The 24,629-nt window shown below is 61.5% G+C and carries 22 protein-coding genes; 11 read left to right on the forward strand and 11 right to left on the reverse strand.

Annotated elements, in window-relative coordinates:
- Positions 1-57: 57 nt before the first annotated feature.
- Positions 58-1,389: an aspartate aminotransferase family protein gene (locus I6L49_RS14820; RefSeq protein WP_216949825.1), complete on the reverse strand. Its 1,332-nt coding sequence runs from the start codon at positions 1,387-1,389 to the stop codon at positions 58-60.
- 186 nt (positions 1,390-1,575) lie between these two features.
- On the opposite strand from I6L49_RS14820, the gene I6L49_RS14825 reads away from it, so the two are divergent.
- From I6L49_RS14825 to I6L49_RS14850, 6 genes are all read left to right on the forward strand, one after another.
- Positions 1,576-2,118 (forward strand): cupin domain-containing protein, encoded by a 543-nt coding sequence (locus tag I6L49_RS14825; RefSeq protein WP_005339643.1) that lies wholly within the window; start codon positions 1,576-1,578, stop codon positions 2,116-2,118.
- A 124-nt stretch (positions 2,119-2,242) separates the two neighbouring features.
- Positions 2,243-3,739, forward strand: a complete 1,497-nt coding sequence (locus tag I6L49_RS14830) for an aldehyde dehydrogenase (RefSeq protein ID WP_216949826.1) — start codon at positions 2,243-2,245, stop codon at positions 3,737-3,739.
- A gap of 126 nt (positions 3,740-3,865) precedes the next feature.
- Positions 3,866-4,036: a hypothetical protein gene (locus tag I6L49_RS14835; RefSeq protein WP_005341999.1), complete on the forward strand. Its 171-nt coding sequence runs from the start codon at positions 3,866-3,868 to the stop codon at positions 4,034-4,036.
- Positions 4,037-4,161: 125 nt separating this feature from the next.
- Entirely contained in the window at positions 4,162-5,058 is an 897-nt protein-coding gene (gene rarD, locus I6L49_RS14840) for an EamA family transporter RarD (RefSeq protein WP_005356175.1), read from the forward strand.
- Between the two features lie 180 nt (positions 5,059-5,238).
- The gene (locus I6L49_RS14845; protein WP_216949827.1) at positions 5,239-6,858 is read left to right on the forward strand and encodes a methyl-accepting chemotaxis protein; all 1,620 of its coding nucleotides are present in this window, start codon (positions 5,239-5,241) and stop codon (positions 6,856-6,858) included.
- A 122-nt stretch (positions 6,859-6,980) separates the two neighbouring features.
- Positions 6,981-8,090, forward strand: a complete 1,110-nt coding sequence (locus I6L49_RS14850; protein WP_178378373.1) for a YeeE/YedE thiosulfate transporter family protein — start codon at positions 6,981-6,983, stop codon at positions 8,088-8,090.
- Positions 8,091-8,169: 79 nt separating this feature from the next.
- Here I6L49_RS14850 and ompA read toward each other — a convergent pair whose 3' ends face one another.
- The 6 genes from ompA to ilvG form a co-directional block, all read right to left on the reverse strand.
- Positions 8,170-9,264 (reverse strand): porin OmpA, encoded by a 1,095-nt coding sequence (gene ompA / locus I6L49_RS14855; protein ID WP_042055328.1) that lies wholly within the window; start codon positions 9,262-9,264, stop codon positions 8,170-8,172.
- Between the two features lie 301 nt (positions 9,265-9,565).
- Complete coding sequence (ilvA, locus tag I6L49_RS14860; protein ID WP_216949828.1) at positions 9,566-11,086, reverse strand: threonine ammonia-lyase, biosynthetic; 1,521 nt, start codon at positions 11,084-11,086, stop codon at positions 9,566-9,568.
- Between the two features lie 3 nt (positions 11,087-11,089).
- On the reverse strand, positions 11,090-12,931 hold the full coding sequence (gene ilvD / locus I6L49_RS14865; RefSeq protein WP_216949829.1) for a dihydroxy-acid dehydratase: 1,842 nt from the start codon (positions 12,929-12,931) through the stop codon (positions 11,090-11,092).
- Between the two features lie 144 nt (positions 12,932-13,075).
- On the reverse strand, positions 13,076-14,020 hold the full coding sequence (locus I6L49_RS14870) for a branched-chain amino acid transaminase (RefSeq protein ID WP_216949830.1): 945 nt from the start codon (positions 14,018-14,020) through the stop codon (positions 13,076-13,078).
- Between the two features lie 12 nt (positions 14,021-14,032).
- Entirely contained in the window at positions 14,033-14,311 is a 279-nt protein-coding gene (gene ilvM / locus I6L49_RS14875; protein ID WP_005342011.1) for an acetolactate synthase 2 small subunit, read from the reverse strand.
- Positions 14,308-15,954, reverse strand: coding sequence for an acetolactate synthase 2 catalytic subunit (gene ilvG / locus I6L49_RS14880; RefSeq protein ID WP_216949831.1), 1,647 nt, complete (start codon positions 15,952-15,954; stop codon positions 14,308-14,310). Before ilvG ends, ilvM begins: the two co-directional genes overlap by 4 nt.
- Before the next feature lie 384 nt (positions 15,955-16,338).
- Here ilvG and I6L49_RS14885 point away from each other — a divergent pair, with 384 nt between their 5' ends.
- From I6L49_RS14885 to I6L49_RS14895, 3 genes are all read left to right on the forward strand, one after another.
- A complete protein-coding gene (locus tag I6L49_RS14885) occupies positions 16,339-17,853 on the forward strand; it encodes a YifB family Mg chelatase-like AAA ATPase (protein ID WP_216949832.1) in 1,515 nt (504 codons plus the stop codon).
- Positions 17,854-17,979: 126 nt separating this feature from the next.
- Positions 17,980-18,879, forward strand: coding sequence for an acyltransferase (locus I6L49_RS14890; RefSeq protein ID WP_005339610.1), 900 nt, complete (start codon positions 17,980-17,982; stop codon positions 18,877-18,879).
- 6 nt (positions 18,880-18,885) lie between these two features.
- Complete coding sequence (locus tag I6L49_RS14895; protein WP_216949833.1) at positions 18,886-19,851, forward strand: acyltransferase; 966 nt, start codon at positions 18,886-18,888, stop codon at positions 19,849-19,851.
- Here I6L49_RS14895 and I6L49_RS14900 read toward each other — a convergent pair.
- Positions 19,776-20,282: a DUF523 domain-containing protein gene (locus I6L49_RS14900; protein WP_216949834.1), complete on the reverse strand. Its 507-nt coding sequence runs from the start codon at positions 20,280-20,282 to the stop codon at positions 19,776-19,778. The genes I6L49_RS14895 and I6L49_RS14900 overlap by 76 nt on opposite strands.
- Positions 20,279-20,929, reverse strand: coding sequence for a DNA mismatch repair protein MutT (locus I6L49_RS14905; protein ID WP_005339607.1), 651 nt, complete (start codon positions 20,927-20,929; stop codon positions 20,279-20,281). Before I6L49_RS14905 ends, I6L49_RS14900 begins: the two co-directional genes overlap by 4 nt.
- Before the next feature lie 74 nt (positions 20,930-21,003).
- Between I6L49_RS14905 and I6L49_RS14910 the strand changes: the two genes are divergently transcribed.
- Positions 21,004-21,639 carry a nicotinamidase gene (locus I6L49_RS14910; RefSeq protein WP_216949835.1) on the forward strand — a complete coding sequence of 212 codons (636 nt, stop codon included), beginning with the start codon at positions 21,004-21,006 and terminating at the stop codon, positions 21,637-21,639.
- A 1-nt stretch (position 21,640) separates the two neighbouring features.
- Positions 21,641-22,819 carry a nicotinate phosphoribosyltransferase gene (pncB, locus tag I6L49_RS14915; protein WP_047439055.1) on the forward strand — a complete coding sequence of 393 codons (1,179 nt, stop codon included), beginning with the start codon at positions 21,641-21,643 and terminating at the stop codon, positions 22,817-22,819.
- 73 nt (positions 22,820-22,892) lie between these two features.
- On the opposite strand, the gene I6L49_RS14920 is transcribed toward pncB, so the two are convergent.
- On the reverse strand, positions 22,893-23,501 hold the full coding sequence (locus I6L49_RS14920; protein WP_005339604.1) for a thiol:disulfide interchange protein DsbA/DsbL: 609 nt from the start codon (positions 23,499-23,501) through the stop codon (positions 22,893-22,895).
- A 137-nt stretch (positions 23,502-23,638) separates the two neighbouring features.
- Positions 23,639-24,628, reverse strand: coding sequence for a serine/threonine protein kinase (locus I6L49_RS14925; protein ID WP_040095068.1), 990 nt, complete (start codon positions 24,626-24,628; stop codon positions 23,639-23,641).
- Position 24,629 lies beyond the last annotated feature (1 nt).

Genomic DNA, 24,629 nt, shown 5'->3' on the forward strand with positions numbered 1-24,629 from the left:
GTAAATGCGCTGAGCAAACCAACGCAAGGCCCCGCCAGTGCGGGGCCATCAAATGGGTTAAGGTTGTGCCTGCAGGGCATCCTGCAGCAGGGTGAAGAGATCATCGATCTGGCTGCGCTCGATGATGAGGGGTGGCGACAGGGCGATGATGTCGCCGGTCACCCGGATCAATGCCCCCTTCTCGAAGCAGCGCACGAACACCTCGTAGGCGCGCTTGCCCGGCGCATCGGGCATCGATTCCAGCTCGATACCGGCCACCAGCCCGTAGTTGCGCACATCCTTCACATGCTTGCAGCCCTTCAGCGAATGGGCCGCCTCCTCCCAGTAGCCCGCCAGATCGGCGGCGCGGCTGAGCAGGTTCTCGTTGCGATAGATCTCGAGGGTCGCGAGCCCCGCAGCCGCAGCCACCGGATGGCCGGAGTAGGTGTAGCCGTGGAACAGCTCGATGGCCCCCTTGCCTGCCGCCATCATGTCGTCATAAATGTGCTTCTGCACCAGCACCGCCCCCATGGGGATGGCGCCGTTGGTGAGCCCCTTGGCGCAGGTGATCATGTCGGGAATGACATCGAACTCCTGCGCGGCGAAGGGGGAACCGAGGCGGCCGAAACCGGTGATCACCTCGTCAAAAATCAGCAGGATGCCGTGCTTGGTACAGATCTCCCGCAGCCGCTTGAGGTAGCCTTTGGGGGGCATCAGCACGCCGGTACTGCCAGCGATGGGTTCGACGATCACCGCCGCGATATTGCTGGCATCGTGCAGAAAGACGATCTTCTCCAACTCGTCGGCCAGCGCCACATCCTCCTCGGGCAGCCCTTTGGTGAAGGCATTCTTGGCGATATTGAGGGTATGGGGCAGATGATCCACCCCGGTCAGCAGGGAGCCGAACCACTTGCGGTTGCCGGGAATCCCCCCCACCGAGATGCCGCCAAAGCCGACCCCGTGATAGCCACGCTCGCGGCCAATCAGCCGGGTGCGGGTGCCCTGACCGCGAGCCCGCTGCCAGGCCAGCGCGATTTTGAGCGCGGTATCGACCGACTCGGAACCTGAGTTGGTGTAGAAAACGTGGCCAACCCCCTTGGGAGCGATCTCCACCAGCTTGTTGGCCAGCTCGAACGGCAGGGGGTGGCCCATCTGGAATGTGGGGGCGAAATCGAGGTGGGAAATCTGCTGGGAGACCGCCTCGGCAATCTCGCGCCGACCATGGCCCGCGTTGCAACACCAGAGTCCGGCTGTGCCATCCAGTATCTTGCGGCCATCCTCTGAGTGATAATACATCCCCTCTGCCGACTTCAGGATACGCGGCGCCGCCTTGAACTGCTGGTTGGCGGTGAACGGCATCCAGAAGGCGGACATGTCGGAGGGCGTATTGATGTCGCTGATCGGTTTCATGGTCACCTCATCCTTAAGGTGTTTAGCAACTGTCGGCCAATGCCTATTAAATTAAACACCTGAATCCATAAAAAAGGGCCCGTTATCGCCCTGTCTGGTGCCACCCCTAGCTAGACGCATCAGCAGGGTGGTATAAGATATTTAACACAATTTTAATAATAGTAAACAGTCAAGGAGTGTCTATAGATGGATATCGGTCACCGCCTCAAGGCGGTTCGCACCAAGGCAGCCCTCTCCCAGCGCGAGCTGGCCAAGCGCTCCGGTGTGACCAACGGATTTATCTCCCAGATCGAGAAAAATCAGGTGAGCCCCTCTGTCGCCTCCCTGCGCAAGGTGCTGGAAGGCATCCCCATGTCGCTGGCCAGCTTCTTCACCGAAGAGACCGAAATGGGCACCGAAGTGATCTTCCGCGCCGCCGATATGCCGGATCTCGGCACGCATCCCATCAGCTACCGGCTGGTCGGGCACAGCCGCGCCAACCGCGCCATCGGCATGTTGCAGGAGGTGCTGCCACCGGGCGCCGACACCGGCGACGACATGCTGAGCCACGAGGGTGAAGAGTGCGGCATCGTCATCAAGGGCGAGGTTGAAGTGACCGTGGGCGAGCAGATCTACCTGCTGGGCGCCGGGGATGGCTACTACTTCGACAGCCGCACCCCCCACCGTTTTCGCAATAGTGGTGAACAGGAGTGCGTGCTGATCTCGGCCAACACCCCCGCCAGTTTCTGACATTCAGAGGCGCATCGGCAGGGGAGCAATGTTTAATGAATTGTTACAAGATGGATTTACAAGCGGCAGGATGTTTAGCATATTGATACGCGGAAACTGACTTTTGCCGGTTCAAGGAGTGAACATGAGTGACCTGACCCTGGCCCAGTGGCAACACAAGGCCGCCCATCTGACCCTGCCCTCGCAAGCCTTTATCAACGGCAGCTATCGGGATGCCGTCAATGGCGCCACCTTCGATTGCATCAACCCGGCCAACGGCAAGCTGCTGACCAAGGTAGCAGCCTGCGATGCCGCCGATGCCGAACTGGCGGTACAGGCTGCACGTGACGCCTTCAACGACAAGCGTTGGAGCGGCCTGCCGCCGAAACAGCGCAAACAGATCATGCAGCGCTTCGCCGAGCTGATGCGCCTTAACAAGGTTGAGCTGGCGCTGCTGGAGTCGCTGGATATGGGCAAACCCATCGGCGATGCCATGGGCTATGACGCTCCCGCCGCCGCCAACTGCATCGCCTGGAACGCCGAAGCGATCGACAAGATCTACGACCAGGTCGCCCCGGTGGAGGAATCCGCCCTGGCACTGGTGACCCGCGAAGCGCTCGGGGTGGTCGCCGCCATCGTGCCATGGAACTTCCCGCTGGTGATGGCCTGCTGGAAGCTGGGCCCGGCGCTCGCGACCGGCAACTCGGTCATTCTCAAACCTTCCGAGAAATCCCCCCTGACCGCCCTGCGCATCGCAGGTTTGGCCAAGGAAGCGGGCATTCCGGACGGTGTGTTCAACGTGCTACCGGGCTTTGGCCACACCGTGGGCGAGGCGCTGGCCATGCACATGGACGTGGATTGCATCACTTTCACCGGCTCCACCAAGATCGGCAAACATCTGGTGGAGTGCTCTGGCAAGTCCAACCTCAAGCGCGCCTTTATGGAGTGCGGCGGCAAGAGCCCCAACATCATACTGGCGGATGCGCCGGATCTGGACGCCTCAGCCAAGAGCGCCGCTGGTGCCATCTTCTACAACCAGGGCGAGGTGTGCACCGCCGCCTCCCGCCTGCTGGTGCAAAACAGCATCAAGCCGCAATTTATGGAGCGACTGCTGGCCCATGCCCGCGAGTGGATCTCGGCCAACCCGCTCGACCCTGCGACCCGCATCGGCGCCATGGTGGATCACATCCAGATGGAACAGGTGCTGCGCTATATCGAGATTGGCAAGCAGGAGGGGGCCAAGCTACTGCTGGGCGGCAACCGCACCAATATGGAGAGTGGCGGCTTCTATATCGAACCCACCATCTTTGACGACGTGACCCCCGAGATGCGCATCTTCCGCGAGGAGATCTTCGGCCCTGTGCTGGCGGTGACCGGCTTCGATACCATGGAAGAGGCCATTGCGCTGGGCAACGACACCGACTATGGGCTGGCAGCGGCGATCTGGACGGCGGATCTCAACAAGGCGGTGAAAGGTTCCCGCGCCCTGCGCGCCGGTACCGTGTTCGTCAACAACTGGGACGGCGGCGACATGACCATGCCGTTTGGCGGCTTCAAACAGTCCGGTAACGGCCGCGACAAGTCACTTCATGCACTGGAGAAGTACACCGAGCTGAAAAGCACCTGGATTCAGCTGGAATAACACGACAAAGCAGCACTATCGGATCAAAAAGGGGGAGAAATCCCCCTTTTGCATTTTTGGCCTTCCATCAGCGGGCTCAATCCTTATAATGATAAAAAAGCCAACATGTTAAATATAAAGACAAAAATGCTATTTTTTCTGGGAAGCGTACTTTTTCTGGTGATCGGTTTGCCCCTGCTGTTCTTCGTGCTGGGGCACGGCGAGGCCTACGTGACCTGGGGCCCCTGGATCTCCGCCATCGCCCTGATGTTGTGGCTGTTGATGGACGTCGACAAGATCCGCCGCGGTAAAGGCTGACCGGCCAGCAACACACCTCCTTTCCCTCAAACTTCGTTTATTCGCTTCTTTCCCCGCAAAAGGATCGCTACACTGATTTTTTGCGATGTTTTCCCGCATCCAACGCTTCAGTAAAGGTCATCCGCATGCCGCAACAGATCCAGCGTCAGGGCGTCATCTACGCCCTGTGCGCCTATACCCTTTGGGGCATAGCCCCCATCTATTTCAAGACCATCTCTGCCGTTCCGGCCGCCGAAATCCTGACCCACCGGATGATCTGGTCCTGCGTGCTGCTGATGGTACTCACCCTGGCAGGCCGTCAGTGGCACAAGGTGCAGGCGGTGCTGCGCCAGCCAAAAGTGTTGCTCACCCTGGCGTTTACCTCGGTTACCGTCGGCGGCAACTGGCTGCTGTTCATCTGGGCCATCAACAACGGCCATATGCTGGATGCCAGCCTCGGCTACTACATCAACCCGCTGTTCAACGTACTGTTGGGAATGGTGTTTCTGAGCGAGAAGCTGCGCCGCCTGCAGTGGTGGGCGGTGGCGCTGGCCTTTGCCGGGGTGGCGATCCAGCTTATCGCCTTTGGCTCCTTGCCCTGGATTGCGCTGGTGCTGGCGTCGAGTTTCGCCATCTATGGGCTGGTGCGCAAAAAACTGGCCCTCGATGCCCTCACCGGTCTGCTGATCGAAACCATGATCATGCTGCCGCCAGCGGCCATCTATCTGTGGGGCTTTGCCGACAGTCCCACCAGCCATCTCACCCAGAATGACTGGCACCTCAACCTGCTGCTGATCGCCGCAGGCGCCGTCACCACGGCCCCCCTGCTTTGCTTCACCGCCGCCGCAACCAGGCTCAAGCTCTCCACCCTGGGCTTCTTCCAGTACATAGGCCCCAGCCTGATGTTTATCCTCGCAGTCACCCTCTATGGGGAAGCGCTGGCGATGGACAAACTGCTCACCTTCGCCTGCATCTGGAGCGCGCTGGTACTGTTCAGTCTGGATGGGCTGCGCAGCGGCAAAGCCGCGCCAAGCCGGACCTGACACCGCCTCACTACCAGTGACCCCGGCTCATCAGCCGGGGTTCTTTTTCGTGCCACCAGCGGTTTTCAGACTGTGACTTCCCCTTCTCCAGAGCCGACTCGCTATCAACAGACCACACCCGAGTCTCACCATCCCGCCAGAGAGCTATGCTATCCATGAACGGAGCCGAATGGAGGCAACATGCTCAAGCACATTCACGACAGATCCCTGCTTTTTGGTCAGGTTCTGGGGATCATGGTCATTATCACGCTGATCTCCATCAGCTTTTTCGGGCTTTACTCGGTCCGGAGCGCAGCCGATCAGATGGGACAGGGGAAGGATGTGGTAGCCGATATTCTGCCGCCGCCTCTCTACCTCATCGAATCCCAGTTGCAGGTCTACACCCTGCTCCATGCCAAACCGGAGGAGCGGGAGGCCCTGCTGCAAACCCTCGCCCGACTGCAGCAAGAGTTCGAGAGCCGTAACCGCTTCTGGCAAGAGAGCAGCCTGAACGAGCCCCTCAGGGAGCTGCTGCTGGGGGAGCAAAAAGTGCAGGGGGAGCTGTTCTGGCAGTTGCTCAACGACAAGTTTGTCCCCGCCATCAAGGCGGGGGATCTGGCGCAGGCGGGCGCGATTGCGGCGCGCCTGCACACCCTCTATAACGCCCACCGGCTAGGGGTGGACGCCACCGTCATCCGCGGCAACGAGTATGCCGCCGAGCAGATGGCCCATCTCGCCAACACCACCCGACTCTGCTACGGACTGCTGTTGTGCGCCGCACTGCTGGGGGCTGGGCTCATCTTCTGGCTGGGACGCCCCACCCAACAGCGGCTGCTGGCCGCAGGCAAAGCCACCGCCGCCATCGCCGAAGGGGAGTTGAACCGCCCCATGCCGGAGCCGGGCCTCGATGCCATCGGCGAGCTGATCCGCCAGATCGGGGCCATGCGTGACCAACTGGCAACCCTGGTGGAGTCCCTGCAACGCAGCGCCAGTACGCTGGATGATCGCGCCACCAGCCTGACCGCCATGGCACAACGGCACACCGATGACAGTCAGGCTCAGGTCGGGGCAGCCCACCATATCGAACAGGCCATCGAACAGCTCACCCACTCCATTGAACAGGCGGGTAGCCAGCTGCATCAGGTGGGGGAGCAAACCCTGCAGTCAGCTGAGCGGGCACAAGAGGCGACGATCGCCATCCACACCGTGGAACAGGTGATCGGGGAGCAAGTCACGGGCGTGAAGCAGGTCTCCCATACCATTTCGGATCTGGCTGGCCTCTCGCAGCAGATTGCCGGGCTGGCGGGCGCCATTCACGATATTGCGGAGCAGACCAATCTGCTGGCGCTGAACGCGGCCATTGAAGCGGCACGGGCAGGTGAACAAGGGCGCGGTTTTGCCGTGGTAGCCGATGAAGTGCGCTCGCTGGCGACCCGCACCGGCAGCGCCACCACCGAGATCAACACCATCATCGGCAAGATCCAGGATGTCAGCCTGCGCGCCGCCAACGAGATGGATACCGAACTGGCACGGGTCGAACAAGCGGTCACTCACACGATGACAGCGCGCCAGAGCGTCGCCCGGATCGCGCAGAGCTGCGAGGAGATCAACCAGCGCATCGCTCAGGTCGATCAGTTGATGAGCGATGAGACCCGGCTGATACAAGGGATCCACCATCAGGTCGGCGAGATGTCGCGGTTGGCGGCCGAAGTCAATCAGAGCGCCAGCCACGCCGCCGAAGAGGCGACCATGGTCGCCCAGCACGCCCGCATCCTGACCAGGCAGACTCACCACTTCCATCTCGACACCACCCGCCATTGATCCCCGGCGCTGACGGGAGTCAGCGCTCCTCTTTTTCTCTGCACTGGTTAAATGGGTAGCATTAGACTCCATGAGGGAATAGGATCCGCCCCTCTGAAAACCAACTGCAAGGAACAACTGACATGACTCGAAAATGGTCGCTCCCCATCGTGGTAATCGCGGGGGGAGCGTTACTCTGGCTTGGCAACACCTTTGGTATGAAATGGGCTCTGATGGCCCTGATCGGATTCGGCTTCGGCTTCACCCTCTCCTTCAGTCGCTTCGGCATCGTATTCGGTTGGCGCGAAATGCTGACCAAACGCAACAGCTACTACGTGCGGGTTCACCTGCTCACCATCGCCATCGAAATTCTGCTGTTCACCACCTTCCTCTCCTTTAGCCACGCCCTCTTTGGCGATGCCATGGTGGGTAACGTGATGGCTATCGGCATTCCTTTCATCGTCGGTGCCTTCCTGTTCGGCATCGGCATGCAGCTGGCAGGCGTCTGCGCCACCGGCACTCTTTACTGCTGCGGCGAGGGGCAACCCCGCTTCTGGCTGGTGCTGATCTGCTACGGCATCGGCACCCTTATCAGCAACCAGTTCCGCCCCGAACTGGAGGCTACCTTCTCCAGCCATGTGGTGCTGGCCAAGGATTTGACCGGCAATATCTGGAGCGGCATGCTGCTCAACCTGGCGCTGGTCGCCGCGCTGTTCCTGCTGTTTCGCAACAGCGAACTCAAGCGCACCGGCGAGCTCAAGCCCCTCTTCAGCGGCAGCAATCTGTTCTGGCGCGATGGCCGCTTCACCGTGCTGACCGGCGGCATCATCATCGCCCTGCTCAACTCGTCCGTGGTCGCTCTGCACGGCTCGGCCTGGACCATCACCGGCGCCGTCTATGACATGGCGCTGCGCGGTGCCTCCCTGTTTGGCCTGTTCGAGGGGAACCCGAAACTGGCCCAGCCGCTCTTTATCAACCCCATGGTCGGCATGTTCTGGCTCGGTATTCTGGGGGCCATGCTGGCGCGCAGCCTGAGCGGTGGCGGCAACTTCGCCCCGATGCGGCTCGGCAACAGTCTGGCCTCCATCATCGGCGGCCTGTTGATGGGGATGGGCGCCATGTACGCCGCCTGCAACCTCGGCGGTTTCTTTGATGGCACTGCGTCTGGCAGCCTGCACGGCTGGGTCTGGATGTTGATGGCCCTCGCTGGCAGCCTCATCGGCATTCGCCTGCGGCCGCTGTTCGGGCTCTGAGGCTCAACATCGTAAACACCCCATAAGAAACGGGAGGCCAAGCCTCCCGTTTTTACATTTATTGCTCCCGTCGCTCTGCTTATTGAACAGGCTGGGAGACCCCTTCCAGATGGATTTCCACTCGGCGATCCGGTGCCAGACAGGCGATCAGCTCCTGCTTGGAGCGACTGGCACAGCTGTTGCCAGTGACCGGATTGGCCTTGCCACGCCCCTCGACCCGTACCTTGTCGGCATACAAGCCTTTGGATACCAGATAGCTGGCCACGCTCTGGGCCCGCTTCTCGGAGAGGGCCAGGTTGTAGTTGTCGGAACCGATGCGGTCGGTATAACCGATGACAGTTGCGACACCATCTTTCGGATTGGCCGCCACAATCTGGCTGAACAGGGCATCGAGCGCCTGATTGGCAGCCGGTTTCAGGGTCGCCTTGTTGAACTCGAACAGCACATCGGAACTCAGACTGAAGGTCTTGGGCTCAACCACGGCTACAGGTGCCGGTTCGGCGGCCGGAGCGGGCGCCGGTGCTACGACCTCGCCACCTTGCTGACCGAAGCGATAGAGCATCCCGAACGAAATCAGGCCGTTATCCATCTCGATACCGGAGCGATCGAGAGACGCATCTCCCAGCGGCGTGGTGTACTGGTACTCCAGACGGGCAGCCCAGTCACGATCGATGGCATATTCGGCACCCAGCGCACCAACGAAGGCAGCGCCATGCTTTTTGCCGGTCTCGCTGGTATTGGCGAAGCTGATCTCGCTATCCGTCCAGGCATAGGCGCCGCCCAGTCGACCATAAAGATCGAGCACATTCGTTGCCGGGAAGCTGATCTTCATGGTGGCCTGAATCATCTGGCTCTTGGCTTCGGTCTTGAGGGTATTGGCGCCAGTGCCCGAAGTGGTGTCGTATTTGCCAAGCCAGTCATAACCCAGCTCGAAACCCAGGTTGGGGTTGAGCTGGTAACCGGCGAACAGGCCCAGACCCAGATCATCCGTGTTCTCGCTGGTATTACCCAACGTCTGGGCAATCGACTCGGCATACTGGTTGTGGTCAACGCCATAGTAATTGGACCAACCGGCCTTGCCACCGACATACCAGGTATTGTCCTGAGCGGCGGCCTGCACGGCTCCGGCCGCCAGCAAACCACTGACCAATACGGCAAGCATGGATTTATTCATATTTTCGCCTCTGCAATAAGTCGTTATGGGCGCCTGAGTGCGCACTTTCCCTGTGTGAAGCCGTCAGGCGGCCTCTCCGCTATTCAGGGTATCCCATCCGAACGCAGCCTCAAATGACCAAGCCATCAGGAGTGTGAGCTTGCCAGCAATATCCGGCGTAAAAATCACCTATGTACCTATTCACACTGTTTTGCCAGTTAAACCATGACGTTGCGTCGTACGGAGTGGACCTATCCACACGCAGCAATAGAAAAGGGAGGCATAACGCCTCCCTCCTGATGAGTTGTTGCAGCCCCCTTGCTCAACTGGCCAGGAACAGCCGGTAGGCGGGGTCGTCGCTCACCTCTTTCCAGCCGTAGCCAATCTCGCGCAGGTAGTCGTGGAAGGCGGCCACGTCCTCGTCCGGCAGCTCGAAGGCGCAGAGCACCCGGCCGTAGTCGGCACCGTGGTTGCGGTAGTGGAACAGGCTGATGTTCCAGCGACAGCCGAGGGTCTCGAGAAAGCGCATCAAAGCGCCAGGCTGCTCCGGAAACTTGAAGCTATAGAGCCGTTCACCGAGGGGCCGGGCCGGGCGGCCGCCAATCATGTAGCGCACATGGTTCTTGGCCAGCTCGCTCTCGGTCATGTTGACCACCGGATAGCCGTTGCCGCCGAGCTGATCGATGATCTGGCCCAGCTCTTCGTCACCGCCAGTGAGGCGCACCGAGACGAACAGCGACGCCTGCTCGGCATCGGCGTAGCGATAGTTGAACTCGGTCACCATGCGGGGCCCCAGCTGACGGCAGAAGTCGAGGAAGGCCCCTTTGCGCTCGGGGATAGTCACCGCCAGCATGCCCTCGCGCTTCTCGCCAATCTCGCAGCGCTCCGACACGTAGCGCAGGCTGTGGAAGTTGACGTTGGCACCGGACAGAATGGCCGCCATCCGGCCACCCCTGACCTGCTCCCGCTCGCTGTAGGCCTTGAGGCCAGCTAGCGACAGGGCACCCGACGGCTCGGCAATGGCGCGGCAGTCGTCGAAGATATCTTTCAGCGCGGCGCAGATCTGGTCGTTGGAGACGGTCACCACCTCGTCCAGATACTGGTTGCAGAGGCGGAAGGTCTCCTCGCCGATACGCTTGACCGCCACCCCGTCCGCAAACAGCGAGACCCGCTCCAGATTGACCGGCTCACCAGCCGCCAGCGCGGCCTTGAGGCAGGCGGAGCCCTCCGCCTCCACCCCGATCACCTTCACATCCGGCAGCAGTTGCTTGATATAGACCGCCACCCCGGCGGCCAACCCGCCGCCCCCCACCGGCACGAAGACGTGGGTGAGGTGGGTATCCTGCTCCAGCAGCTCCTTGCCGATGGTGCCCTGCCCGGCGATCACCTCGACGTCGTCAAACGGCGGGATCAGGGTGTAGCCCTCCAGCGTGGCGAGGCGGCGGCTCTCGCCGTAGGCCTCGTCGAAACTGTTGCCAAACAGCATGACGTTGCCGCCCTGCCGGCGCACCGCGTCGATCTTGATGTCCGGCGTGGTCTTGGGCATCACGATGATCGCCTTGATACCGAGCTTGGCGGCCGACAGGGCGACCCCCTGGGCGTGGTTGCCAGCAGAGGCGGCGATAACGCCGCGCGCCTTCTGCTCCTGGGTCAGGGTAGCGATCTTGTGATAGGCCCCGCGCAGCTTGAAGGAGTGAACCGGTTGCAGGTCCTCCCGCTTCAGGCTGACGTGATTGCCGAGTCGCTCGGAGAGTTTCTTCAGGGTTTGCAAGGGGGTGACCCGCGCCGCCTCATAGACGGGGGAGAGTAGCACCTTGCGTAGATAATCCGCCGCAGAGACCATGATTTATTCCCCCAGCATCGAACGATCGCGCACCGCACCCTTGTCGGCACTGGTGGCGAACATGGCGTAGGCGCGCAGGGCAAAGGAGACCTGACGCTGGCGATCGAGCGGCTTCCAGCCACGGGCCTCGACGGCAACGCGGCGGGCAGCCAGTACGCTGTCGGCCACCTCCAGCACCATGCTGCGAGCCGGAATGTTGATGCTGATGATGTCGCCATCCTCCACCAGACCGATGGTGCCGCCGGAGGCCGCCTCCGGCGAGACGTGGCCGATGGAGAGGCCCGAGGTGCCGCCGGAGAAACGGCCATCGGTGATCAGGGCGCACGCCTTGCCGAGCCCCATGGACTTGAGATAAGTGGTGGGGTAGAGCATCTCCTGCATGCCGGGGCCCCCTTTCGGCCCTTCGTAGCGGATCACCACCACCTCACCCGCTTTCACGGTACCGTCGAGGATGCCGCTCACCGCGCTCTCCTGACTCTCGAATACCCGGGCCGGACCGCGGAAGGTGAGGTTCTCCTCATCTACCCCGGCAGTCTTGACGATGGCCCCGTTGACCGCGAGGTTGCCGGAAAGCACGGCAAGGCCGCCCTCCTGGCTGTAGGCGTGATCCAGCGAGCGGATGCACCCTTCGGCGCGGTCCAGATCCAGCTCTGGCCAGCGGCAATCCTGACTGAACGCTTTGGTGGTGCGGATGCCGGCCGGGCCGGCGCGGTAGAAGTCCACCACCTCCTGGCTCGGCTGACGGCTGACGTCATATTCATCGAGCTGTTCGACGAGGGAGCAACCCAGCACGGTACGGGTATCCCCATGCACCAGACCCGCTTTTTCCAGCTGGCCCAGAATGGCGACCACACCGCCGGCGCGGTGCACATCTTCCATATGGTACTTCTGGGTGGAGGGCGCCACCTTGCAGAGCTGCGGCACCTTGCGGGACATGCGGTCGATATCGGCCATGGTGAAGTCGACGCCCGCCTCCTGCGCCGCCGCCAGCAGGTGCAGCACGGTATTGGTAGAGCCGCCCATGGCGATATCGAGCGCCATGGCGTTCTCGAACGCCGCCTTGGTGGCGATATTACGCGGCAGGGCAGTCTCGTCATCCTGCTCATACCAGCGCTTGGCCAACGTCACGATGCGCTGGCCCGCCAGCTTGAACAGCTGCTCACGATCGGCGTGGGTCGCCAGCATGGAGCCGTTACCCGGCTGGGAAAGACCCAGCGCCTCGGTCAGACAGTTCATGGAGTTGGCGGTAAACATGCCGGAGCAGGAGCCGCAAGTAGGGCAGGCACTACGCTCCACCTGTTCGCTCTGGGCGTCCGACACCTTGGGGTCGGCGCCCTGGATCATGGCGTCCACCAGATCCAGCTTGATGATCTGGTCGGAGAGCTTGGTCTTGCCCGCTTCCATCGGGCCGCCGGAAACGAAGATCACCGGGATATTGATGCGCAGGGCGGCCATCAGCATCCCCGGGGTGATCTTGTCGCAGTTGGAGATACAGACCATGGCGTCGGCGCAGTGGGCGTTGACCATGTACTCCACCGAATCGGCGATCAGCTCCCGCGATGGCAGGGAGTAGAGCATGCCGCCGTGGCCCATGGCGATGCCGTCATCCACGGCGATGGTGTTGAACTCCTTGGCAACACCACCCGCTGCTTCGATTTCGCGCGCCACCAGCTGGCCCAGATCCTTGAGGTGGACGTGGCCAGGCACGAACTGGGTGAAGGAGTTGACCACGGCGATGATGGGCTTGCCGAAATCCTGATCGGTCATTCCGGTGGCGCGCCACAGGGCGCGGGCCCCGGCCATGTTACGTCCGTGGGTGGTGGTGGCGGATCTCAACTTCGGCATTGTCTCTACTCCCTGAATGCCCATATGGGCTCGATGCGTTATGCGGTGATGATACGAGTGGATCGGAATCGATCCTGGTGAAGACTCCTCTGGGAAGTTCTCACCGGAAGCGACTCGGGGAGGCACAGCGCCTCCCCTCTCTCATCAGTCGTTGACGGGCGTCAGCCAGCCCCACTTGTCTTCGGTCTGGCCATTGAACAGGCCGAAGAAGGCATTCTGCAGCTGCTCGGTCACCGGGCCACGGCTGCCAGCGCCCACCTTCATCCGATCGACGGAACGCACCGGGGTCACCTCGGCGGCGGTGCCGGTCATGAAGATTTCGTCTGCCACATAGAGCGCCTCACGGGGCAGCGCCTGCTCGCGCACCTCGTAACCCAAGTCGCGCGCCAGCGTCATGATGGTGTCGCGGGTGATACCGGGCAGGATGGCGGCGGTAGCGGGCGGTGTGAACAGCACGCCATTCTTCACCAGGAACAGGTTCTCCCCCGCCCCTTCGCTCAGATAGCCGTTCACATCCAGCGCCAGCCCCTCGGCAAAGCCGTTGCGCTTGGCCTCGCGGCTAATCAGCTGGGAAGAGAGGTAGTTACCGCCCGCCTTGGCGCCGGTGGGGATGGTGTTGGGAGCGAGCCGGTTCCATGAGGTGACACAGACATCCACCCCGTTTTTCAGCCCCTCTTCCCCCAGATAAGCGCCCCACGGCAGAGCGGCGACCATCAGGTCAGCCTTGGCATCCAGTGGCGGATGCAGCCCCAGCCCCACGTTGCCGACAAAGGCCAGCGGGCGCAGGTAACCGCTCTTCAGGCCGTTCTCGCGCACCACGGTGCGGCAGGCTTCATTCACTTCGGACTCGCTGTAGGGGACGTCCATCCAGTAGATCTTGGCGGAGTCGAACAGACGGCGGGTGTGCTCCTGCAGACGGAAGATGCAGGTGCCTTTGGGTGTGTCGTAGGCACGCACCCCCTCAAACACCGAGGAGCCGTAGTGCAGGGCGTGGCTCAGCACGTGCACCTGGGCATCTTGCCAGGGCACCAGTTTGCCGTTAAACCAGATGTATTGGGGGTGAGTGGCGGATTGGGAAGGCTGTGACATTGGCTTGGCTCCTTAAGCTCTGATCCGGGGTTGCTGTTCCAGTGCATCGACCCGGGAGACGTCCACCAGCTTAACCAGCTGGCTCCACAACTGCTGGATGGGACGCACCGACTCGACAGTAACCGTGATCCGCAGCTGTTGGCAATCCTGCTCCATATTCAAGGCGCAGAGATTGAAGCCGCGGTGACGCACCACCCGCAGCACCCGCTCCATCACTTCCGGTCTGGGCTGGGCGTGGATATGCAGGGTGTGTTGTGCAAATGCTGGCTGGGCAAGGGTGTGCGGGTTCATGGGCGTTGCTCCATCATCTGGTGGTTGGCGACTCCCGGCGGAACCAGGGGCCAGACGTTTTCTTCCTCTGAAATAGCCACATGCAGCAGGTAGGCACTCTCGCTTGCCAGCAGGCGATCGAGGGCACCGGCTATCTGCTCCTTGCATGTGATGGTCTCGCCGGGGATGCCGAAAGCAGCAGCCAGGGCGACGAAGTCGGGGTTGTCGGAGAGGATGGTCTCGCTGTAGCGGCCGTCGAAGAACAGCTCCTGCCACTGGCGCACCATGCCGAGGCGCTGGTTATCCAGCAGCACCATCTTCACCTTGAGCTGGGCTCGGCGGATGGTGCCGAGCTCCTGCACGTTCATCATGAAAGAACCGTCACCGCTTACCAGCACCACTTCATCCTCCGGGCGCGACATCTTGGCGCCGATGGCGGCGGGCAGACCGAAACCCATGGTGCCGAGACCGGCGCTGGAGAGGTGGTTGCGCGGACTGGTGAAGCGCATGTGCTGGGCCACCCACATCTGGTGCTGACCCACGTCGCAGGCGACCACGCTGCTCTCCGGCAACTTGGCAGATAGCTGTTTGAGCAGAGCCGGGGCATAGATGGCCTGACCCGGATGGTCGTAGCGAAACGCATATTCGCGGGCCATGGCGGCGCAGTGTTCACGCCAGGGGTCGATGGAGAGGGGCATGGCGAGGCGCGGCAGCACCAGCTTGAGATCCGTGGTGATACCCACCTCGGCAGCGCGGCGCTTGCCGAACTCGGCGGCATCCACATCGAGATGGATCACCTTAGCCTCGGGGGCAAACTCCTCCAGCTTGCCGGTCACCCTGTCGTCGAAACGGGCACCCACCACCACCAGCAAGTCGCACTGTTGCACCGCATAGTTGGCTGCCTTGGTACCGTGCATGCCGAGCATGCCGAGATAAACGGGGCTGTCGGGGTCGAGTGCGCCGATCCCCTTGAGGGTGGTGACCGCAGGCATGCCGGTGGCGGCAGCAAAGTCACGCAACTGCTGCTCGGCATTGGCCATGCCTACCCCGCCACCGACGTAGAGCACCGGGCGCTCGGCGGCGGCCAGCAGGGTGCGGGCCGCGGCCAGATCCGAGGGGTTGAGCACCTCCGGCTCTTCCACTGCAAACAGCGGGCTCTGGGCAGGCACGGCGGCCAACTGCACATCCTTGGGGAGATCGATCAGCACAGGGCCGGGGCGACCTTCGGTGGCGATGGCGAAAGCTTCTGCCAGCACTCGCCCCAGATCGGCGGCATCGGTCACCATAAAGGAGTGCTTGGTACAGGAGAGGGACATGCCGAGCACGTCGACCTCCTGAAACGCATCGGTGCCGATGGCGGAACAGGGCACCTGACCGCTGATGGCCACCAGCGGCACCGAATCGAGCAGCGCCTCTGCCAGACCGGTCACCAGATTGGTGGCGCCGGGGCCGGAGGTAGCGATGCAGACCCCCACCTGACCGGAGGCGCGGGCATAACCGACCGCCGCCATGGCGGCACCCTGCTCGTGGCGGCAGAGCTGATGGGCCAGACCACCGTCATACAGAGCATCGTAGACCGGCATGATGGCCCCGCCCGGGTAACCAAACACCTGGGTCACACCCTGTTTTTTGAGAGCCTGTACCAAAAACTGCGCGCCGTTCATGTGGAAAATCCTGTCCTTTGGTCGAAAAAAAACCCCCGAGCTGTGAGGCTCGGGGGTCGCTTGTTTCGTTCTGTCCGGTGGTGGGTCTATCCCTTGTTCCGTGCAGCTAAACGAGCCCCGAGCGGTGAGATAATAATCACCACTAGGACCACAATAATGCTGACGAAACGGGAGGCCATGTTCATAGTTACAACCGGAAATCCTGTGAAATTGGGGCGGTTTTTACCGCGAATGGCTATTAGAACTAGCACGGTGATTTTTATTGGGCAAGCCTTTTTTCTGTGACAACCCACTGATTTTGGCTAGTCCCCAGCCGGAACTCTGGAATAAAAAACCAACAACAAGCAGTTAGTCAGAACATATATCAACTCAAGGACGGGATTTATGTCATTAGCTGTGGTTTATAGCCGTGCCAGCCTCGGGATCGCGGCCCCGCAAGTTACAGTGGAAGTTCACCTCTCCAACGGCCTGCCCGCCTTCAACATGGTCGGCCTGCCGGAAACCTCGGTGAAGGAGTCGCGGGATCGGGTGCGCAGCGCTCTGCTCAACGGCAATTTCGAGTTCCCGAGCAAACACATCACAGTCAATCTGGCCCCCGCCGATCTGCCCAAGGAGGGGGGCCGTTTCGATCTGGCCATCGCCATCGGAATTCTCGCAGCTTCAAAACAAATACCTGCAAAATACCTGCTCGATCACGAATTTTTAGGCGAATTGGCCCTGACCGGCGAAATTCGCCCCGTGCTCGGCGTGTTGCCCGCCGTGCTCGCCTGCCGGGATGCGGGACGCACCCTGCTGGTACCGCGGGAGAACGGCCCCGAAGCTTCCCTTATTCAGGATGCCGAGGTGCGCACCGCTCACCAACTGCTGGCCGTCACCGCCTGGCTGGCCGGCCAGTACGAGCTGCCACTGCCGGATCAACAAAGCGCAGAGAGCCTGCCCGATGTACCGGATCTGCAGGATGTGATCGGCCAGTCACAGGCCAAACGGGCGCTGGAGATTGCCGCCGCCGGCAGCCACAACCTGTTGTTCATCGGCCCGCCCGGCACCGGCAAGAGCATGCTGGCGAGCCGTCTGCCCGGTATCCTGCCGCCGCTAAGCGAGCAGGAAGCGCAGCAGACCGCCGCCATCCACTCCATCGGTGGCCTCACTCCGCGCGCCGGTCACTGGCATCACAGACCCTATCGCACACCCCACCACAGCGCCTCGGCAGTGGCGCTGGTGGGCGGCGGCAGCCACCCAAGGCCCGGCGAAATATCGTTGGCCCACAACGGGGTGCTGTTTCTCGACGAGCTGCCCGAATTCGAACGCAAGGTGCTCGACTCCCTGCGCGAACCACTTGAGACGGGGCACATCACCATCAGCCGGGCCGCCCGTCAGGTGGATTTCCCCGCTCGCTTCCAGCTGGTGGGCGCCATGAACCCCAGCCCCTGCGGCCACTATGGTGACGGCCAGACCCGCTCCAGCCCGGATCAGATCTTGCGCTACCTCGGCAAGCTCTCCGGCCCCTTTCTCGACCGCTTCGACCTGACGGTGGAGGTGCCGCTGCTGCCCAAGGGGAGCCTCACCGGCAAGGCGGAGCGAGGGGAGTCGAGCCAGCAGATCCGCGATCGGGTGCTGGTGGCGAGAGAGCGTATGCTGAGCCGTAACGGCAAGCTCAACAACCTGCTGGATAGCCGTGAGATAGAGGATATTTGCCGCTTATCACCGCAAGATGCCGAATTTTTGGAGAACGCCATCCAGAAGCTGGGGCTCAGCATCCGGGCCTGGCATCGCATCCTGCGGGTGTCACGCACCATCGCCGATCTAGCCGGGCAACCCGCCATCGGCAAGGAGCATCTTATCGAGGCGCTCGGTTATCGCGCCATGGACCGGCTGCTGTCGCGACTGCGCAGCAGCTGACAGAAGGAAAAGGGTGAGTCCAACCCCGTAAAGGCTCTGAATGGTCTCGCAGGCAATCGGCTGATATTATGGCCACAGATCTGACCACTTGATGGCCCTTTATCGACAGCAAGACGGACCCGACTCATGCCCAACAAGCTGACAGAGCGACTGCGCGGCAGCCTCTCCACCCTGCTCTATTTTTTCAACACCCTCTTCTGGTTTGTCCCCATCTTCTCGCTGGGTCTGCTCAAGCTCCTGCTCCCCCTCAAGGGGTGGCGCACCCTCTGCAACTGGCTGCTCGATGGCTGTGCCAGCTGCTGGATCGGTTTCAACAATCTGATCCAGAAAACCATCATCAAAACCCCTTTCGAGGTGGTCGGAGTGGACAAAGGGCGCCGGAATGAGTGGTATATGGTGATTGCCAACCATCAATCCTGGGTCGACATACTGGTACTGCAGCGGGTTTTTAACCAAAAAATCCCCTTCCTGAAGTTTTTCCTCAAGAAAGAGCTGATTTGGGTACCTTTTCTCGGTCTGGCATGGTGGGCGCTCGACTTCCCCTTCATGCGGCGATATTCCAGGAAATTTCTGGAAAAGCATCCCCATCTGAAGGGAAAAGACATAGAGACAACCCGTAAAGCCTGTGCCAGGTTCCGCCACATTCCGGTGAGTGTGATGAACTTCGTCGAAGGCACCCGCTTCACCAAGGGCAAACATCAGAAGCAGGGTTCGCCCTATCGTCACCTGCTCCACCCGAAAGCAGGGGGCATCGCCTTTACTCTGGCCGCCATGGGTGATCAGTTGCATCAACTGGTGGATGTCACCATCGCCTATCCGGACGGCATCCCCAGCTACTGGGACTTCATGTGTGGCCGGGTCGGGCAAATCAAGGTTCAGGTCCGCTATTTGCCGATCGACCGCAAGCTGGTGGGGGATTACTTCAATGACCCCGAGTTCCAACAAGAGTTTCAACAGTGGTTGAACGGGATCTGGCACGAAAAGGACCAGACCCTGAGCCAACTGCTGGCAACCAAGGCGCAGTAAACATTCATGCTATCCCTGCTTCCCGGCCCGCTGGTGCTGATCATCAGCGCGGGCCTGACCATCCTTTTCACCGCCTTGTGCGCCAGCCTGATCCTGCTGGTGTCGCTGGCCAAACTAGTACTGCCGATCCCGGCCTTTGGCCGCGCCTGCAGCCGCCTCAACAACCGCTTCATGAGACTGTGGCTGGCCTGCAATGCGCTGGTGATCCGCCTCACCACCCGTATTGACTGGCAGGTGGAGGACAATACCAAGCTGCGCAAGGATGGCTGGTATCTCATCATCAGCAACCACATGAGCTGGACCGATATCGTGGTGCTCGGCCACCTGTTCCGCGACCGGCTGCCGGTGCCCAAGTTCTTCATGAAGCACGAGCTGATCTACATCCCGCTGCTGGGGCTCGCCTGCTGGGGGCTCGATATGCCCTTTATGCGTCGCTACTCACGGGAGTTTTTGCTGAAGAACCCGCACCTGCGCGGCAAGGATATCGAGACCACCCGCAACGCCTGCGAGAAGTTTCGCCACATCCCCACTACCGTCATCAACTTCGTGGAAGGAACCCGCTTCACCGAGCAGAAACGGGATGCGGCCCGCTCCCGCTATCGTCACCTGATGCCGCCCAAGGCGGCGGGGCTGGCCTTCACGCTGGCCGCCATGGGCGAACAGTTCGACAACCTGATCAACGTCACCATCCGCTATCCGGACAACGCCGAGACCCCGTTCAAGGACTTCCTGATGGGGCGGGTAAAACGCATTCAGGTGCGGATTGAGGAGCTGCCGGTGAATGAGCAGCTGATAGGAGATTACTTCAACGACAAGCAGTTCAAGCGCGGTTTTCAGGAGTGGCTAAACCAGCGCTGGCAGGAGAAGGACGAGGTGCTGGAGGGGTGGCAGAGCGGTCAGGCGCCGCTGCCGGTTGCCGCCAAATCCGGGGAGGAATCCAAAGAGAGCGCAGAAGCCAACTCGGCCAACTGATCTTCGGAAAAGACAGCAATCCCGTGGCGGCGCAGCAGGGCGGTGGTCTTGCCCTCGCCCGCCACAGAGACCCCTTCGAAGCGGCCGTTATAGATACGGCCGCTGCCACATGAGGGGCTCCCCTCTTTCAGCAGGGCGAAGCGAATGCCCTGCGTCTGACAAATAGCCAACGCCAGCGCGGCGCCGCGATCAAACTCGGCAGTCACATCCAGCCCGCTCGCCGTCACTACGCGCTCGCCCTGCCGCTCGGCAGGAAGGCGTGGGGTCGGCAAACCGCCAGCCACTTCGGGGCAGAAGGCCAGCACCCGCCCCTCGGCACCCAGCTCACTCAGCCAGTCGCTGACGATCCCCTTGCTCTGACCGTCGTAACGCACCGGCTGACCCAGCAGGCAGGCACTCACCAGCACCTTGTGCGCGCTGGTCTCACTCATGCTTCCGCTCCATGCATCACTTGATCGAACATCACGCAGCAGGGGCTCTCCAGCCGGTAGAGGATGGCAGGGCGCTGTTTGCCGGTGCGCTTGCGGCCGGTATCCACCAGAATGTCGGCGCGATGAATCCGCTTGCGAAATGCCGCCGTATTCATGGGTGTTTGCAGGATGATTTCGAAGGCGCGCTGCACCTCGGAGAGGGTGAACTCGGGCCCCAGCAGTTGTAGCGGCAGGGTGCTGTAACGGCTCTTGATCCGCAGCCGCTCCAACCCCTTGGCGATGAGCTGGACATGGTCGAAGGCGAGGCTCAGCCCCGGCAGGTTGGCGAGCGGATGCCAGCAACCGTGGATCGCTTCCACTTCCGGATCGACCAGACAGAGATAGACCAGGGTCGTGGACCAGCCGCGGGGATCCCGCTCCAGATTGCCGAGGGTGCAGACCTGCTCGCTGTAGCAGTGACCGAGCCCCCACTCCGCCAGCAGACGGCGCTGGGCGGCATCGAGATCCCGATCCCGGGTCTCGTCGATGCGCAGGGCAGGCAGTTGCCAGCAGTGGGCAAAGGGGGGACGATCGCGGGTCTCGAGCAGCAGCTCGAGCCGCTCCTCATGCAACCGCAGCACCACCATATCCAGACTCATTCTCAGCATGCCGATCGCCCTGCTCGCCTTCCATTAATGTTTGGTAGATAATATCACACGAATAGTATGTGCAGGAGCCAATCATGGGAACCGTCGCCAGCCTGGATATTGATGCGCAGAAGGGCTTTACCCCCCTCTGCCCGAACGAACTGCCCGTTGCGGGCGGTGATGATATTGTGGCTGCGCTCAACGCTCAGGCCACCCTCGCCACGCTGCGGATCGGCAGCAAGGACTCTCACCCCGCCAATGCCGACTGGGCCGTCTCTGACCCCGCAGGCATGCTGTTGCCGCTGGATCTGCCCAACGCCGACCTCACCTGGCCGGTGCACTGCGTACCGGGTAGCAAAGGCTTCGAGCTGCTCGACGGCCTGCCCGCTCCCATCGACTATGACTTCTTCGTCTGGAAGGGGGTCGAGCCGGATCTCCATCCCTACGGCACCTGCTTCCACGACCTGGCAGAACGGCGCAGCACCGGACTCATCGAATTCCTGCAAGCCCGTGGTGTCACCACTGTGCTGGTCGGCGGCCTCGCCACCGACTACTGTGTCAAAACCAGCGTGCTGCAACTGCGCCGCGCCGGTTTCCGGGTGATCGTCCATCTCGATGCCTGCCGTGGCATCGCCCCCGCGACGGTTGCCAGCGCCCACACCCAGATGATCGAGGCTGGCGCCGAACTGGCCCAAACCCTGATCGATGTACAACGCCTGCTGGACGCCTGATATGCCCCCAATCCTCACCAGCCTGCTCGACACCGACGCCTACAAGCTGCATATGCAGCAGGCGGTGTTCCATCGCTATCCGGATGCCGAGGTGGTGGCCGAGTTTCACAGCCGCAATGAAGAGGATCTGCTGCCCATGATGGGCCAGATCGAGGAGCAACTGCGCCTCGCCGGTTCCCTGCGACTGACTAGGCCAGAGCTCGATTTTCTGGCCGAGCGCCCCTTCTTCACCCCTGACTACCTCGACCACCTGCGCCGCAAGCCGCTCGACGCCTCCCTGCTCAAGGTGTTCGAGCAGGATGGCCGCATCAATGTGCGGGTCGAGGGGCCCTGGCAGGATGTGATCCTGTGGGAGATCCCGGTGCTCGCCATCATCAGCGAGATGCGCAACCGCTTCCGCTATCCCCAGTTCGGCGTCAGCCACGCACTGGAGCGGCTCGATCAGAAGATCGACAAGCTGGAGAAGGAGCTGAGCCGCGATGAGATGAGCGAGTTCAACCTCATCGACTTCGGCACCCGCCGCCGCTTCTCCCATGCGGTACAGGATGCGGTAGTGGGTCGCCTCAAGGAGCGGCTGCCGGCGTTTCGCGGCACCAGCAACTACATGCTGGCCCAGAAGTACAAGCTGCCCGCGGTCGGCACCCAGGCCCATGAGTGGTTCCAGGCGCACCAGCAGCTCGGCTTCCCGCTGGAGCACAGCCAGCGCGCTGCCCTCACCAGCTGGCTGGACGAGTTCACCGACCATCTCGGCATCGCCCTGACCGACTGCATTACCATGGATGCCTTCCTGCGTGACTTCGACTTCGAGCTGGCCAGCAGCTATCAGGGCTTGCGCCACGACTCCGGCGATCCGGTGGTGTGGGGCGAGAAGGCGATCAGCCACTATCAGCGCCTCGGCATCGACCCTACCGACAAGACCCTGGTCTTCTCCGACGGGCTCAACCTCGACAAAGCGGTGCAGCTGTTCCGCCACTTCCGCGGCCGCATCAACACCAGCTTCGGCATCGGCACCAAGCTCACCTGCGATCTGCCCGGTGTCAGCCCGATGAACATCGTCTTCAAGCTGATCGAGTGCAATGGAGGCCCGGTAGCCAAGATCTCCGACAGCCCGGGCAAGACCCTCTGTCGGGATGCGGAGTTTATCCGCAACCTCAAACAGGCGTTCCACGTCGGGGTCTGATCTTCCCGACAACCAGAAAACAAAAAGCCCGCCGGTTCACACCGGCGGGCTTTTTTAATCAACTCAAAAAGTATCAGTCTTTCTTGGCCAGCAGGAACTGCACCAGCTTGTTGAACTGCTCTTGAGAGGTGATGGATTCAATCTTCACCATGTACTTGCCGTTCACCAGGAAGGCCGGTACACCGCGAATGTTGTAGCTCTCGGTGTTGCGATCGAACTGGGAGACCATGCCGGAGACGGCGAAACTGTCGACGGCACCGTCGAACTCTTCAGCCGGTACGCCGTTGTCCACGAAGATCTTCTTCACGTCGTCACGGCTCATCGGCGGCTGACGCTGGGTGTGGATCTTGGTGAAGATGGCCGGGGTCAGCTTGGCTTCGGCGTTGAGCAGGCTGGCAACGGCATAGGCACGCTGCATCTCGGGGCCCATCTCGCGGCCGAGGAAGGCAACCGGGTTCTTCTTGAGGGGCACACCCTCTGGCAACCCGGCCTTCAACTGTTCAACGATCGGTTCGAAGGTAGCGCAGTGCGGACAGTAGTAGGAGAAGAACTCCATCACTTCCGGCTGGGCACTGCCAGTCTGTTTGACCACATCGTAGTTGACGCCTTCCTTGAACTCGGGGGCGGCGTGAACCATGGGGATCATCAGCATGGCAGCAAGGAAAAATAGAACTTTTTTCATGATGTTTCCTGTTAAGGGATCACTGTGAGGCACGCCCGGCGAACCGAAGCAGTGCCAAGCCTATTGTTTCGCCATGCTGACGTCAATGGTCAGGGCCGGAGATCGAGTCCCGCTTGCCGCGCAAGATCCCTTCTATTTCACCAGTTTGGCATCAGGCTCAACGGTGGCGCCTTGAGTGCCTCCAGCTGATCGTGCAGTGTCGCTATCTGTTGACGCCAGTAGTGATCGGTATTGAACCAGGGGAAGTGACGGGGGAAGGCGGGATCTTCCCAGCGTCGCGCCAGCCACGCCATGTAGTGAACGATGCGCATCGCCCGCAGCGGCTCGATCAGCGCCAGCTCCCGCGAGTCGAACTCCATAAACTCCTCGTAGCCCGCCAGCAGGGTGTCGAGCTGGATCTGCTGCTCGTGGCGCTCGCCGCTCAGCATCATCCAGAGATCCTGAATCGCGGGGCCGGTACGGCAATCATCGAGGTCGACAAACATGGGGCCATCGCGCCAGAGGATGTTGCCCGGATGGCAGTCGCCATGCAGGGAGATCTGCGCCACATCCAGGGTCATGGCGTCGCTGACATGCTTGATCAGCTCGTCCAGCACCCCGAAGAATTGCTTCGCCAGCCCGCTTGGCAGCCATTCGCCAGACGCCAGCAGCTGACGCGGTTCGTGCAGCATGCTCTCCACATCGAGCCGCACCCGATGATGAAACGGCTTGCTGGCGCCGATCTGATGAATGCGACCGAGGAAACGCCCCACCCACTCCAGTTGATCGAGATTATCCACTTCGAACTGGCGGCCACCGACGCTCTGCCAGATGGCAAAGGGGTAGCCCTCGTGCTCCAGCAGGGTCTCGCCCGCGAAGGCGAGCGGCGCGGCGACCGGGATCTCTGCCTCCGCGAGACGGGTGGCAAACTCGTGCTCCTCGAGGATCTGGGCCCGGCTCCAGCGGCCGGGACGGTAGAACTTCACCACATAGCGGCGACGATCCTCATCCTGAAACTGGTAGACCCGGTTTTCGTAGCTGTTGAGCTCGATAAGGCCGGAGTCGAGCCGCAGGCCACTGAGATCGAGCGCATCCATGATGAGGTCGGGATTGAGGTCGGAATAGTTGAAACGCATGTCATCCACTATA

It is taken from the genome of Aeromonas sp. FDAARGOS 1419 (genome assembly GCF_019047045.1).
In the GTDB taxonomy this organism is placed as follows: domain Bacteria; phylum Pseudomonadota; class Gammaproteobacteria; order Enterobacterales; family Aeromonadaceae; genus Aeromonas; species Aeromonas veronii.

What these genes read in the sequence shown, in the direction of transcription:
- I6L49_RS14820 (WP_216949825.1), bottom strand. Translation starts at nt 1,389, where the DNA reads ATGAAACCGATCAGCGACATCAATACGCCCTCCGACATGTCCGCCTTC.
- I6L49_RS14825 (WP_005339643.1), top strand. Translation starts at nt 1,576, where the DNA reads ATGGATATCGGTCACCGCCTCAAGGCGGTTCGCACCAAGGCAGCCCTC.
- I6L49_RS14830 (WP_216949826.1), top strand. Translation starts at nt 2,243, where the DNA reads ATGAGTGACCTGACCCTGGCCCAGTGGCAACACAAGGCCGCCCATCTG.
- I6L49_RS14835 (WP_005341999.1), top strand. Translation starts at nt 3,866, where the DNA reads ATGCTATTTTTTCTGGGAAGCGTACTTTTTCTGGTGATCGGTTTGCCC.
- rarD (WP_005356175.1), top strand. Translation starts at nt 4,162, where the DNA reads ATGCCGCAACAGATCCAGCGTCAGGGCGTCATCTACGCCCTGTGCGCC.
- I6L49_RS14845 (WP_216949827.1), top strand. Translation starts at nt 5,239, where the DNA reads ATGCTCAAGCACATTCACGACAGATCCCTGCTTTTTGGTCAGGTTCTG.
- I6L49_RS14850 (WP_178378373.1), top strand. Translation starts at nt 6,981, where the DNA reads ATGACTCGAAAATGGTCGCTCCCCATCGTGGTAATCGCGGGGGGAGCG.
- ompA (WP_042055328.1), bottom strand. Translation starts at nt 9,264, where the DNA reads ATGAATAAATCCATGCTTGCCGTATTGGTCAGTGGTTTGCTGGCGGCC.
- ilvA (WP_216949828.1), bottom strand. Translation starts at nt 11,086, where the DNA reads ATGGTCTCTGCGGCGGATTATCTACGCAAGGTGCTACTCTCCCCCGTC.
- ilvD (WP_216949829.1), bottom strand. Translation starts at nt 12,931, where the DNA reads ATGCCGAAGTTGAGATCCGCCACCACCACCCACGGACGTAACATGGCC.
- I6L49_RS14870 (WP_216949830.1), bottom strand. Translation starts at nt 14,020, where the DNA reads ATGTCACAGCCTTCCCAATCCGCCACTCACCCCCAATACATCTGGTTT.
- ilvM (WP_005342011.1), bottom strand. Translation starts at nt 14,311, where the DNA reads ATGAACCCGCACACCCTTGCCCAGCCAGCATTTGCACAACACACCCTG.
- ilvG (WP_216949831.1), bottom strand. Translation starts at nt 15,954, where the DNA reads ATGAACGGCGCGCAGTTTTTGGTACAGGCTCTCAAAAAACAGGGTGTG.
- I6L49_RS14885 (WP_216949832.1), top strand. Translation starts at nt 16,339, where the DNA reads ATGTCATTAGCTGTGGTTTATAGCCGTGCCAGCCTCGGGATCGCGGCC.
- I6L49_RS14890 (WP_005339610.1), top strand. Translation starts at nt 17,980, where the DNA reads ATGCCCAACAAGCTGACAGAGCGACTGCGCGGCAGCCTCTCCACCCTG.
- I6L49_RS14895 (WP_216949833.1), top strand. Translation starts at nt 18,886, where the DNA reads ATGCTATCCCTGCTTCCCGGCCCGCTGGTGCTGATCATCAGCGCGGGC.
- I6L49_RS14900 (WP_216949834.1), bottom strand. Translation starts at nt 20,282, where the DNA reads ATGAGTGAGACCAGCGCGCACAAGGTGCTGGTGAGTGCCTGCCTGCTG.
- I6L49_RS14905 (WP_005339607.1), bottom strand. Translation starts at nt 20,929, where the DNA reads ATGCTGAGAATGAGTCTGGATATGGTGGTGCTGCGGTTGCATGAGGAG.
- I6L49_RS14910 (WP_216949835.1), top strand. Translation starts at nt 21,004, where the DNA reads ATGGGAACCGTCGCCAGCCTGGATATTGATGCGCAGAAGGGCTTTACC.
- pncB (WP_047439055.1), top strand. Translation starts at nt 21,641, where the DNA reads ATGCCCCCAATCCTCACCAGCCTGCTCGACACCGACGCCTACAAGCTG.
- I6L49_RS14920 (WP_005339604.1), bottom strand. Translation starts at nt 23,501, where the DNA reads ATGAAAAAAGTTCTATTTTTCCTTGCTGCCATGCTGATGATCCCCATG.